At 55.5% G+C, this 13,363-nt stretch carries 6 protein-coding genes; all 6 read right to left on the bottom strand.

What is annotated here, in order from left to right:
* Positions 1-10 precede the first annotated feature (10 nt).
* The gene (gene tuf, locus SR894_RS00575; RefSeq protein ID WP_009288143.1) at positions 11-1,204 is read right to left on the bottom strand and encodes an elongation factor Tu; all 1,194 of its coding nucleotides are present in this window, start codon (positions 1,202-1,204) and stop codon (positions 11-13) included.
* Positions 1,205-1,233: 29 nt separating this feature from the next.
* On the bottom strand, positions 1,234-3,357 hold the full coding sequence (gene fusA, locus SR894_RS00570; RefSeq protein WP_133731699.1) for an elongation factor G: 2,124 nt from the start codon (positions 3,355-3,357) through the stop codon (positions 1,234-1,236).
* A 230-nt stretch (positions 3,358-3,587) separates the two neighbouring features.
* On the bottom strand, positions 3,588-4,058 hold the full coding sequence (rpsG, locus tag SR894_RS00565; RefSeq protein ID WP_009288145.1) for a 30S ribosomal protein S7: 471 nt from the start codon (positions 4,056-4,058) through the stop codon (positions 3,588-3,590).
* A 174-nt stretch (positions 4,059-4,232) separates the two neighbouring features.
* Positions 4,233-4,607 (bottom strand): 30S ribosomal protein S12, encoded by a 375-nt coding sequence (gene rpsL / locus SR894_RS00560; RefSeq protein WP_008959173.1) that lies wholly within the window; start codon positions 4,605-4,607, stop codon positions 4,233-4,235.
* A gap of 214 nt (positions 4,608-4,821) precedes the next feature.
* Positions 4,822-9,036, bottom strand: coding sequence for a DNA-directed RNA polymerase subunit beta' (gene rpoC / locus SR894_RS00555; protein ID WP_009288147.1), 4,215 nt, complete (start codon positions 9,034-9,036; stop codon positions 4,822-4,824).
* Positions 9,037-9,046: 10 nt separating this feature from the next.
* Entirely contained in the window at positions 9,047-13,123 is a 4,077-nt protein-coding gene (gene rpoB, locus SR894_RS00550) for a DNA-directed RNA polymerase subunit beta (RefSeq protein WP_133731700.1), read from the bottom strand.
* Between the last annotated feature and the right edge of the window lie 240 nt (positions 13,124-13,363).

Here is a 13,363-nt window from a genome sequence, read left to right as displayed (position 1 = left end):
AGCATATTGCTTACTTGACGATCTTGGCCACAACGCCAGCACCGACAGTACGGCCGCCTTCACGAATAGCGAAGCGCAAGCCTTCGTCCATTGCGATCGGAGCGATCAAGGTAACAACCATTTGCACGTTGTCACCCGGCATGACCATTTCAACGCCTTCCGGCAGTTCACAAGTACCGGTTACGTCGGTGGTACGGAAGTAGAACTGCGGACGGTAGCCCTTGAAGAAAGGCGTGTGACGACCACCCTCTTCCTTGGACAGTACGTAAACTTCTGCTTCGAAGGTAGTGTGCGGGTTGATGGTGCCCGGCTTAGCCAGTACCTGGCCACGCTCGACGTCATCACGCTTAGTACCACGCAGCAGGGCGCCAACGTTCTCACCAGCACGACCTTCGTCGAGCAGTTTGCGGAACATTTCAACACCGGTAACGATCGTTTTGGTGGTGTCGCGGATACCCACGATTTCCACTTCTTCGCCCGCTTTAACGATGCCGCGCTCTACACGACCGGTAACAACAGTACCGCGACCAGAGATAGAGAACACGTCTTCGATCGGCATCAGGAACGGCTGATCAATAGCACGCTCCGGCTCAGGGATGTAAGCATCCAGAGCCTTGATCAGATTGGCAACGGCAGTGGTACCCATGCCCTTGTCATCTTCACCGTTCAGTGCCATCAGCGCAGAACCAGTGATGATCGGCGTGTCGTCGCCCGGGAAGTCGTACTGATCGAGAAGCTCACGAACTTCCATCTCAACCAGCTCGAGCAGCTCTTCATCATCGACCATGTCCGCTTTGTTCAGGAACACAACGATGAACGGTACGCCAACCTGACGAGACAGCAGGATGTGCTCGCGAGTCTGCGGCATCGGGCCGTCTGCTGCAGAACATACCAGGATTGCGCCGTCCATCTGCGCAGCACCGGTGATCATGTTCTTGACGTAGTCGGCGTGCCCTGGGCAGTCAACGTGCGCGTAGTGACGATCTTCAGACTGATATTCCACGTGGGAAGTAGCGATGGTGATACCGCGCTCACGCTCTTCAGGAGCGTTATCGATGGTATCAAACTCACGCCAGTCGCCGCCGAAAACCTCAGCAGACACGCGGGTCAGGGCCGCCGTCAGGGTCGTTTTACCGTGGTCGACGTGACCAATGGTGCCGACGTTGACGTGCGGTTTGGAACGTTCAAATTTTTCCTTAGCCACTGCTATAACCTCTTTACGTTAGCTAACGGTTAACCGTTTTGATTGATGACGGCTTCAACGACGCTGGAGGGCGCCTCGTCGTACTTCGAGAACTCCATAGAGTAGCTCGCACGGCCCTGGGTTTGTGAGCGCAGATCGGTTGCATAACCGAACATCTCACCCAATGGCACCGTCGCACGAATGACTTTACCAGAAGAGGAGTCATCCATACCCTGCACCAGGCCGCGACGACGGCTCAGGTCACCCATGACGTCACCCATAAATTCTTCGGGGGTCACGATTTCGACCTTCATCACCGGCTCCAGCAGCACGGCCTTGGCCTTCCTGGCACCTTCTTTTACTGCCATAGAAGAAGCAATCTTAAACGCAGTCTCGTTAGAGTCTACGTCGTGGAAGGAGCCATCAAACAGCGTTACTTTAACGTCGATCATCGGGTAACCCGCGATGACGCCGTTTTTGAGCTGCTCAAAAGCACCCTTCTCAACCGCAGGTACGTATTCCTTGGGAACCGTGCCACCCACGATTTCTGAGTTGAACTTGAAGAACAGTTCGTCTTCGCCTTCACCCTTCTCTTCTGCTGTCAGCGGCTCGATACGCAGCCAAACGTGACCATACTGACCACGACCACCGGACTGACGTACGAACTTGCCTTCTTGCTCGATGCTGCCGCGAATCGTTTCACGGTAGGCAACCTGCGGCTTACCGATATTGGCTTCAACCTTGAACTCGCGACGCATACGGTCAACAAGGATATCCAGGTGAAGCTCACCCATACCAGAAATAATCGTCTGGCCGGTTTCTTCGTCGGTTTTGACCTGGAAAGAGGGGTCTTCTTGAGCAAGCTTGCCCAGAGCAACACCCATTTTCTCTTGGTCTGCCTTAGATTTAGGCTCTACGGCTACCGAGATAACCGGATCAGGGAACTCCATACGCTCGAGAACGATCTTGTTATCGATGTCGCACAGGGTATCACCCGTAGTGACGTCTTTCAGACCGATACAAGCAGCGATGTCGCCCGCCAGAACTTCTTTGATCTCTTCGCGGGAGTTGGCGTGCATCTGTACGATACGGCCAACGCGCTCTTTCTTCTGCTTGACGGAGTTATATACACCGTCACCAGATTTCAGAACACCCGAGTAGACGCGGATAAAGGTCAGCGTACCAACGAAGGGGTCAGTGGCGATTTTAAACGCCAGAGCCGCAAACGGCGCACTGTCATCAGCCTCACGGGTATCGACGGTGCCATCTTTGTCGTCAAGCTCACCTTCGATCGCCTTAACTTCAGTCGGCGAAGGCATGTATTCGATAACGCCATCCAGCACTGCCTGAACGCCTTTGTTCTTAAAGGCAGAACCACAGGTAACCAGAACGATATCGTTAGCCAGGGTGCGCGCACGCAGACCAGCCTTGATCTCTTCAATCGACAGCTCACCGCCTTCGAGGTACTTCTCCATCAGCTCGTCAGAGCCTTCGGCAGCCGCCTCGACCATCTCTTCGCGATACTTTGCAGCTGTTTCTTGCAATTCAGCCGGAATATCCACGAGGTCATAATTCATACCCAGGCTTTCCTCATCCCACAGGATAGCCTTCATCTGAATAAGGTCGATAACGCCTTTAAAGTCCTCTTCCGTGCCCCAGTTAATCTGGATCGGCACAGCGTTGGCACCCAGCCGCTCTTTCAGCTGGTTGACAACCATGAAGAAGTCAGCGCCGGTACGATCCATCTTGTTGACGAAAACCATACGCGGAACTTCGTACTTGTTGGCCTGGCGCCATACTGTTTCGGTCTGCGGCTGAACGCCGGAAGAACCACACAGAACAACAACCGCACCATCGAGTACGCGTAGAGAACGCTCAACTTCGATCGTGAAGTCAACGTGCCCTGGTGTGTCGATAATGTTGATACGGTGCTCAGGGAACTGCTTGCTCATGCCCTGCCAGAAACAGGTAGTCGCAGCTGAGGTGATAGTAATACCACGCTCCTGCTCCTGCTCCATCCAGTCCATGGTCGCAGCACCATCGTGCACTTCGCCCACTTTATGGGAAAGGCCGGTGTAGAACAGTACACGCTCGGTCGTCGTGGTTTTACCCGCGTCGACGTGAGCGACGATACCGATATTACGGTAACGATTTAGTGGAGTCTTGCGTGCCACGGTGAAACTCCCGTTTGTTGGCGATGCTCGTTAATTTAGCGGCGTATGCAAGCGAGGCTTATGCGACCGCCGCTACCCCTTGAGGGTAGCGGTTAGGTATTACAACAGAGCGACTCAGCAAACACTTCGCCATGCTGAACAACGTGCATATTAAAACCCTAAAGCCATACTTAAAAACGCCGTACTTAGAAACGCCGATTTTAGAAACGCTGACCTTAGATACGCGTACCTTAGAAACGGTAGTGCGAGAAGGCCTTGTTGGCTTCTGCCATGCGATGCACGTCTTCGCGCTTCTTAACGGCAGAACCTTTACCTTCAGCGGCATCCAGCATTTCACCCGCCAGACGCTGCACCATGGTTTTCTCACCGCGACGACGCGCCGCGTCTACCAGCCAGCGCATTGCCAGCGCTTGACGGCGAGACGGACGTACTTCAACCGGCACCTGATAGGTCGCACCACCAACGCGGCGCGACTTCACTTCGACCATCGGCTGGATGGCTTCCAGCGCTTTGTCGAAGATCTCCAGCGGATCTTCTTTACTACGCTCGGCAACCTTGTCCAACGCACCGTAGACGATACGCTCAGCTATGGACTTCTTGCCGCTGACCATCAGGTGGTTCATGAACTTCGCCAGACGCTCACTTCCGAACTTAGGATCCGGCAGAATCTCGCGTTTAGCTACTACTCTTCTTCTAGGCATGATAAGCCCTCAATTAAGGATCTTTCAGGTAAACCCGGAACTCCTGCAGCCTGTGTACGCTATTCAAATACGACAGGCGCCGCCCGACCTTACTCTTATCAGACCGTCAAATTCGTGATAATCGTTACTCAGCAGCCGGCAGACCGGACGTGCTGTAAAGCTACCTTAAGTCGATTAGGACTTAGGACGCTTAGTACCGTATTTAGAACGACCCTGACGACGATTTTGAACGCCAGAGGTGTCAAGGGCGCCACGAACGGTGTGATAACGCACACCTGGCAAATCCTTTACACGACCGCCACGAATCAAAACGACAGAGTGTTCTTGAAGGTTGTGACCTTCACCACCGATGTAAGAAGACACTTCAAAGCCGTTGGTAAGGCGCACACGGCAAACCTTACGCAGAGCCGAGTTAGGCTTTTTCGGGGTGGTGGTGTAAACGCGCGTACAAACGCCACGTTTTTGCGGACAGGCCTGCAGCGCTGGCACGTCACTTTTGGTGACGGGGCGCTTGCGCGGCTTGCGCACTAGCTGATTAATCGTTGCCATGGTGTTTAGCTGACTCCAATGGTTGCCTTGGCCTATTAACAAATACAAGCAGCGGATGCGGGCGCACCCACCCCACTGTTAAAGGCTGCGCATTCTAAAGGCTGACCCTAGGTCGCGTCAAGCCTTGCCGGCGGTTTTACCGGCAAGGTGACGCTTTTTCAGGTCAGCTACTCGTTTTACTTACTCATTTTATCTACCGCGTTAGGTGCCAGACCTACAGCTCATCGTCAGAGTCGAGAGCGGTCAACTGAGCACCCAGCTCCTGTTCGACTTCGGTAGCCGAAGGATTGAACAGTTGCTCTACGTCTTCGCGCTTGCGACGACGCTCTGCGTGGTGAGTCAAGCCCGTACCCGCCGGTATCAGGCGACCAACCACCACGTTTTCTTTCAGGCCGCGCAGGTAATCGCGCTTGCCCGTCACCGCTGCTTCGGTCAGTACGCGAGTTGTCTCCTGGAAGGAGGCCGCGGAAATGAACGACTCAGTGGCCAGACTGGCCTTGGTGATACCCAGCAGCATACGCTGATACTTGGCCGGGAATTTTTTCTCTTTCTCAAGGCGTTCGTTCTGTTCCAGCACGCGTACCAGTTCAGCCTGGTCGCCCGTGATGAAGTCGGAATCGCCCGAATCAGTAATCTCTACCTTGCGCAGCATCTGACGCACAATGACTTCGATGTGCTTGTCGTTGATACCTACGCCTTGCAGACGGTAAACGTCCTGTACTTCGGCAGTGATGTACTTGGCGAGCTCCTCAACACCCAGCAAGCGCAGGATATCGTGCGGATTGCTCGGCCCATCGGAAATTACCTCACCCTTCTCGACAGTTTCGCCTTCGAAGACGGCAATTTGACGCCATTTCGGAATCAGCGCTTCAAACGGATCGCCAGACTCCGGAGTAATGGTCAGACGGCGCTTACCTTTGGTCTCTTTACCGAAGCTGATCACACCGCTGATCTCGGCCAGGATAGAGGACTCTTTCGGCTTACGCGCTTCGAACAAGTCAGCAACCCGCGGCAGACCACCGGTGATGTCTTTGTTCGCCGAGGCTTCTACCGGGATACGGGCAACTACTTCACCCACCCCGATCGTCACACCATCGTCGACCGAAATAATCGAGTTACCCGGCAGCAGGTACTGAACCGGGGTGTTAGAGCCCGATACAGAGACGTACTCGCCAGAACTGTCTTGCAGCATAACCATTGGGCGCTTGTCGCGACCGGCCATGGGACGTGCTGCAGACTCGATCACCTCAATGGAGGAGAGGCCGGTCATCTCATCGACGCTACGGTGCATGGTGACACCCTCGTCGAGATCGATGAACTGCGCCTTACCTTCTACTTCGGCAACGATCGGGTGAGTGTGCGGATCCCATTTGGCAACTGTCGCACCAGCGTCGACCACATCGCCGTCGCGTACAGAAAGCTCAGCACCGTAAGGGAGCTTATAGTACTCGCGCTCACGGCCATGGTCGTCAGCAACGGCCAGGGCGCTGGAGCGAGATACAACAACCAGCTTGCCGTCGGCACGCTCAACGTGCTTGATGTTGTGCAGACGAACCTTACCGCCGTGCTTCACTTGTACACTATCCACGGCTGACGAACGCGATGCCGCACCACCGATGTGGAAGGTACGCATGGTCAGCTGGGTTCCCGGCTCACCGATGGACTGTGCGGCGATAACGCCGACGGCTTCACCGATGTTGACCTGATGGCCACGGGCCAGGTCACGGCCGTAACAGGAGGCACACACGCCGTGTGCGGTCTCACAGGTAATCGTAGAGCGTACGATGATCTCGTCGACACCCATGGTGTCGAGCTCGGCACACCATTTCTCGTCGAGCAAGGTACCTTTAGCGATCAATACTTCACCGCTGCCAGGGTGAACTACATCCTGAGCGACGACACGACCCAGCACGCGCTGGGAAAGCGGCACGATGATGTCGCCGCCTTCGATGATCGGGTGCAGGGTCAAGCCATTTTCGGTACCACAGTCGACTTCGGTGATAACCAAGTCTTGCGCTACGTCTACCAAACGACGGGTCAGGTAACCGGAGTTGGCGGTTTTCAACGCCGTATCCGCAAGACCTTTACGTGCACCGTGGGTCGAGATGAAGTACTGAAGTACGTTCAGACCTTCACGGAAGTTGGCGACGATCGGCGTTTCGATGATCGAACCGTCCGGCTTGGCCATCAGGCCACGCATACCCGCCAACTGGCGGATCTGGGCGGCACTACCCCGGGCACCGGAGTCGGCCATGATGAAGACGCTGTTGAACGAGTCCTGCTCAACTTCGTTACCATCACGATCGATGACGGTCTCTTTAGAGATACCCACCATCATCGCCTTGGCGACTTTATCGTTGGCCTTGGACCAAATATCGATAACCTTGTTGTACTTCTCACCCGCTGTTACCAGGCCAGAAGAGAACTGGTCTTCGATCTCTTTAACTTCGGCTTCCGCTGCATCAACGATTTCAGTTTTTGCTTCGGGAATAACGAAGTCGTTAACACCGATTGAGGCGCCGGACCAGGTCGCCAGACGGAAACCGGTATACATCAGCTGGTCAGCGAAAATGACGGTCGGCTTGAGGCCGGCACGACGATAAACTTCGTTGATCAGGCTGGAGATCGCCTTCTTCTTCATCGGCTGGTCGATCAGCTCGAAGGGCACACCTTCGGGCAGAATGCGGAACAGCAGTGCACGGCCTACCGTCGTATCGTAAATACGGCGGTGGAAGCTACGCTCGCCGCTCTCTTCTTCGATATCGATTTCGTCCAGACGCACTTTGACCCGGGCGTGCAGCGATACTGACTGAGTACCAAAGGCGCGCTCAACTTCATTAAGGTCAGAGAACACCATACCTTCGCCTTTGGCGTTGATCTTTTCGCGGGTCATGTAATAGAGACCCAGAACAACGTCTTGCGACGGTACGATGATCGGTTCGCCGTTAGCAGGCGACAGTACGTTGTTGGTGGCCATCATCAGCGCACGCGCTTCAAGCTGCGCTTCCAGCGTCAGCGGTACGTGTACCGCCATCTGGTCACCGTCAAAGTCGGCGTTATAAGCAGCACATACCAGCGGGTGCAGCTGAATGGCTTTACCTTCGATCAACAGCGGCTCAAACGCCTGGATGCCCAGACGGTGAAGCGTGGGTGCGCGGTTGAGCAGTACCGGATGTTCGCGGATAACATCGGCAAGGATGTCCCACACTTCCGGCAGCTCGCGCTCGACCATCTTCTTGGCGGCTTTGATCGTTGAGGCGTAGCCCAGCGACTGCAGCTTGGAGTAGATAAACGGCTTGAACAGCTCAAGGGCCATTTTCTTGGGCAGACCACACTGGTGCAGACGCAGCGTTGGACCTACGGTAATTACCGAACGGCCCGAGTAGTCGACGCGCTTACCCAGCAGGTTCTGACGGAAACGACCCTGCTTACCTTTGATCATGTCGGCGAGCGATTTCAGCGGACGCTTGTTAGAGCCCGTGATCGCGCGGCCACGACGACCGTTATCAAGCAGTGCATCGACGGCTTCCTGAAGCATACGCTTCTCGTTGCGCACGATAATATCCGGCGCATTGAGATCCAGCAGACGCTTCAAGCGGTTGTTACGGTTGATCACACGACGGTAAAGGTCGTTGAGATCAGAGGTCGCGAAGCGGCCACCGTCCAGCGGTACCAGCGGACGCAGATCCGGCGGCAGCACGGGCAGCACTTCCATGACCATCCACGCCGGCGCGTTGCCGGAGTGGTAGAAGGCTTCAAGCAGCTTGAGGCGCTTGGAGAGCTTCTTGATCTTGGTTTCGGAGTTAGTCTGCGGAATCTCTTCGCGCAGGTGGTTAATCTCTTCTTCCAGATCGATGTCTTTGAGCAGTTCCTGAACGGCTTCGGCACCCATGCGGGCATCAAAGTCGTCGCCGAACTCTTCCAACGCTTCAAAGTACTGCTCGTCGTTCATCAGCTGACCACGCTCCAGCGTGGTCATGCCTGGGTCGATCACGACAAAGCTTTCGAAGTACAGCACGCGCTCGATATCACGCAGGGTCATATCGAGGAACATGCCGATACGCGACGGCAGTGACTTCAGAAACCAAATATGCGCCACCGGAGAGGCGAGCTCGATGTGCCCCATGCGCTCACGGCGCACGGCGGCTTTGGTCACTTCAACGCCACATTTTTCGCAAATGATGCCGCGGTGCTTCATGCGCTTGTACTTGCCGCACAGGCACTCGTAGTCTTTTACCGGGCCAAAGATCTTGGCGCAGAACAGGCCATCCCGCTCCGGTTTAAAGGTACGATAGTTGATGGTCTCAGGCTTCTTCACCTCGCCAAACGACCAGGAGCGAATCATGTCCGGCGACGCCAGGGTAATCTTGATCGCGTCAAACTCTTCGGACTGAGACTGCGATTTGAGTACTTTCACCAAATCTTTCATGGGACGGCTCCTAGCTCTCTAACTCGATATCGATGCCCAGCGAGCGGATTTCCTTCACGAGTACGTTGAAGGATTCCGGCATGCCTGCCTGCATGGTGTGGTCGCCATCCACGATGTTTTTGTACATCTTGGTGCGGCCTTCGACGTCGTCCGACTTGACGGTGAGCATCTCTTGTAGCGTGTATGCAGCGCCGTAAGCTTCCAGCGCCCACACTTCCATCTCACCGAAGCGTTGACCACCGAATTGCGCCTTACCACCCAAGGGCTGCTGGGTAACCAGCGAGTAAGAACCGGTAGAGCGCGCATGCATCTTGTCGTCTACCAAGTGGTTAAGCTTCAGCATGTACATGTAGCCAACGGTGACCGGACGGTCAAAAGCATCACCGGTACGGCCATCGAACAGGGCCATCTGACCCGACTCGGGAATGTCCGCTAGCTTCAGCAGGTGCTTGATTTCGTGCTCTTTGGCACCGTCAAACACCGGCGTTGCCATGGGCACACCACCTTTGAGGTTCTTCGCCAGGGCAATGATCTCGTCGTCCGTCAGGGAGTCGAGATCTTCAACGCGCGTACCTTGCGTATTGTAGATCTGCCCCAGGAAGTCACGGATCTCGGCCACTTGCTGTCCACGTGCGTCGCGCAGCATGGCTTCGATCTTGACGCCCAAGCCACGTGCCGCCATACCCAGGTGGGTTTCCAGAATCTGACCGACGTTCATACGCGACGGTACACCCAGCGGGTTCAGTACCACGTCGACCGGCTCGCCCTTCTCATCAAAAGGCATGTCTTCGATGGGCATAATCGCCGAGATAACACCTTTGTTACCGTGACGACCGGCCATCTTGTCACCCGGCTGGATGCGACGCTTGACCGCCATGTAGACCTTGACGATTTTTAGCACGCCCGGTGCGAGATCATCGCCCTGGGTCAGCTTGCGCTTCTTATCTTCAAAGCGCTCGTCCATCTCTTTGCGACGGGTTTCCAGCTGTTCGTCGGCCTGAGCCAGCAGCTCATTAAACGACTCATCCTGCAGACGCAGCTTGAACCACTGCTGACGCGGCAACTCATCCAGGTACGCTTCGTCGAGCACGTCACCTTTCTTGAGGTTCGGTCCGCCGTTAACAGCCTGGCCGTCAAGGGTACGCTTTAGACGCTCAAAGGTGGCGTCTTCGGCGATACGGTAAGTCTCTTGGAGATCCTTACGAACTTCATCCAGCTGAGTGCGCTCGATTGACAGGGCGCGTGAATCTTTTTCAACGCCGTCACGAGTAAACACCTGCACGTCGATGACCGTACCTTTCATGCCGGTAGGGGCACGCAGGGAAGTGTCTTTAACGTCAGACGCTTTCTCGCCGAAGATGGCACGTAGCAGCTTCTCTTCGGGCGTCAGTTGGGTTTCACCTTTCGGCGTCACCTTACCGACCAGAATATCCCCCGGGCCGACTTCGGCACCGATGTAGACAACGCCCGCTTCATCCAACTTGGAGAGCGCAGACTCGCCCACGTTGGGGATATCGGAAGTAATCTCTTCAGAACCCAACTTGGTGTCGCGAGACACACAGGTCAGTTCCTGAATGTGAATCGTGGTGAAACGGTCTTCTTGAACGACCCGCTCGGAAAGCAGGATGGAGTCCTCGAAGTTGTAGCCGTTCCAGGGCATGAACGCGATGCGCATGTTCTGGCCAAGCGCCAGGTCACCCATATCCACCGACGGGCCGTCGGCGAGAATGTCGCCGCGTGCCACGCTGTCACCAGGCCGCACGATCGGGCGCTGGTTCATACAGGTGTTCTGGTTCGAGCGGGTGTACTTGGTCAGGTTGTAGATATCCACACCGGCTTCACCGCCGATGATTTCATCTTCATTAACCCGTACCACGACACGACGCGCATCAACGGAATCAATCACGCCGCCGCGATTGGCCACCGCACAGACGCCGGAGTCACGGGCAACAAAGCGCTCCATGCCCGTACCTACCAGCGGCTTATCGGCACGCAGGGTCGGTACCGCCTGACGCTGCATGTTAGAACCCATCAAGGCGCGGTTGGCGTCATCGTGCTCCAGGAACGGAATCAATGCCGCTGCGACGGAGACCACCTGACGTGGCGATACGTCCATCAGCGTCACTTGCTCAGGACGCATAAAGGTAGTTTCACCGCGGTGACGAACCTGAACCAGGTCATCACTTAGCTTGTTGGACTCATCTACCGCTGCTGACGCCTGGGCGATAACGAAATCGCCCTCTTCGATCGCCGAGAGGTGAACGATGTCGTCGGTCAGCTGACGATCAACCACTTTACGGTACGGCGTCTCGAGGAAACCGTAGCTGTTGGTGTGGCTGTAAGTGGCCAGCGAGTTAATCAGACCGATGTTCGGGCCTTCCGGCGTTTCGATTGGGCATAGACGCCCGTAGTGCGTGGCGTGAACGTCACGTACTTCGAAGCCAGCACGCTCACGGGTCAAACCACCGGGGCCGAGTGCCGACACACGACGCTTGTGGGTAACCTCAGAGAGCGGGTTGTTCTGATCCATAAACTGGGAAAGCTGGCTGGAACCGAAGAACTCTTTCACCGCCGCCGCAACCGGCTTGGCGTTGATCAAGTCCTGGGGCATCAGGCCTTCGCTTTCCGCCATGGAAAGACGCTCTTTCACCGCACGCTCTACACGCACCAGGCCAACGCGGAACTGGTTCTCTGCCATTTCGCCAACACAGCGAATACGGCGGTTACCCAGGTGATCGATATCGTCAACGTCACCGAAGCCGTTACGGATATTGATCAGCTCGCGCAGCACATCCAGGATGTCTTTGCGATCCAGCACGCCGGAGCCGGTATCGGTATCACGGCGCAGGCGGCGGTTGAACTTCATGCGGCCAACGCCCGACAGGTCGTAGCGGTCCTCAGAGAAGAACAGGTTGTTAAACAGCGTCTCGGCAGACTCTTTGGTGGGCGGCTCGCCGGGGCGCATCATGCGGTAAATTTCGACTAACGCTTCAAGCGCGGAATTGGTTGCATCCAGCTTCAAGGTGTCGGAAATAAAGGAACCGCAGTCGAGATCGTTGGTGTAAAGCGTCTCTACCAGGGTAATGCCGCCCTGGGCCATACGCTCAAGCACTTCGGGGGTGATCTCGGTATTACACGGACAGATCAGCTCGCCCGTTTTGGAATCGATTTGGTCTTTGGCCAGGGTTTTGCCGAACAGGTACTCCATCGGCACGTCCAGACGCTCAAGGCCGGCTTTTTCAAGCTGGCGAATGTGCTTCTGGGTAATCCGACGACCCTCTTCAACGATCACATTACCTTCGCCATCCTTGATGTCGAAAGTAGCCGTTTCGCCGCGCAGGCGCGACGGTACCAACTCCACAGAGAAACCGGATTTCTCAATGTGGAAGACGCTGGTTTCAAAGAACTCGGCCAGGATCTCTTCGGTGTTCATCCCCAGCGCACGCATCAATACCGAGGCCGGCAGTTTGCGGCGACGGTCAATACGCACAAAGACGTTGTCTTTGGGGTCAAACTCGAAGTCCAACCAAGAGCCACGGTAAGGAATTACGCGAGCTGAGTAGAGCAGCTTGCCGGAGGAGTGGCTCTTACCCTTGTCGTGATCGAAGAACACACCGGGCGAGCGGTGGAGCTGGGAGACGATAACCCGCTCAGTACCGTTAATCACAAAGGTACCGTTCTCAGTCATCAGGGGGATTTCCCCCATGTAGACTTCTTGCTCTTTGATATCTTTAATTGCTTTGTTCGAGGAGTCGCGATCATAGATGATCAAGCGAACCTTGACGCGCAGCGGGGCGGAGTAAGTCACGCCGCGCAGCTGGCACTCCTTAACATCGAACGCCGGCGTACCGAAGCGGTAGCTGACATACTCAAGCGCTGCATTGCCGGAGAAGCTCTCAATCGGAAACACGGACTTGAATGCCGCGTGCAGACCGACCTCGTGACGCTCGTCGGGCGAACGATCTTGCTGGAGGAAGTCGTAATAGGAATCAAGCTGGATCGCCAGCAAGTAAGGCACATCCATCACTTGGGGCAGTTTGCCGAAATCCTTGCGGATGCGTTTTTTCTCAGTATATGAGTAAGCCATCTGTATTCCCCAGCTTGTTCACCATGGGTGACCGATGCGTGGTCATCGCTGCCCGGCGGGCTTCGTCAGACGCAGACAGCAAGCTCCTAAATCGGTAGCTCGCCGTCGAAAATCTAGTTCGATAACACTGTAGTCGATAACACTATATTCAATAACGCTTTTACGTTTCTGTCGTTTCCGCTATTTGCCAACAGCGCCGCTGCTCTTAAACATCAGTTACAACAGAAAAAGGCCGGCAGC

The sequence above is a fragment of the Vreelandella neptunia genome (assembly GCF_034479615.1).
Classification (GTDB): domain Bacteria; phylum Pseudomonadota; class Gammaproteobacteria; order Pseudomonadales; family Halomonadaceae; genus Vreelandella; species Vreelandella neptunia.
This window is presented reverse-complemented; position numbering and strand designations above follow the sequence as displayed.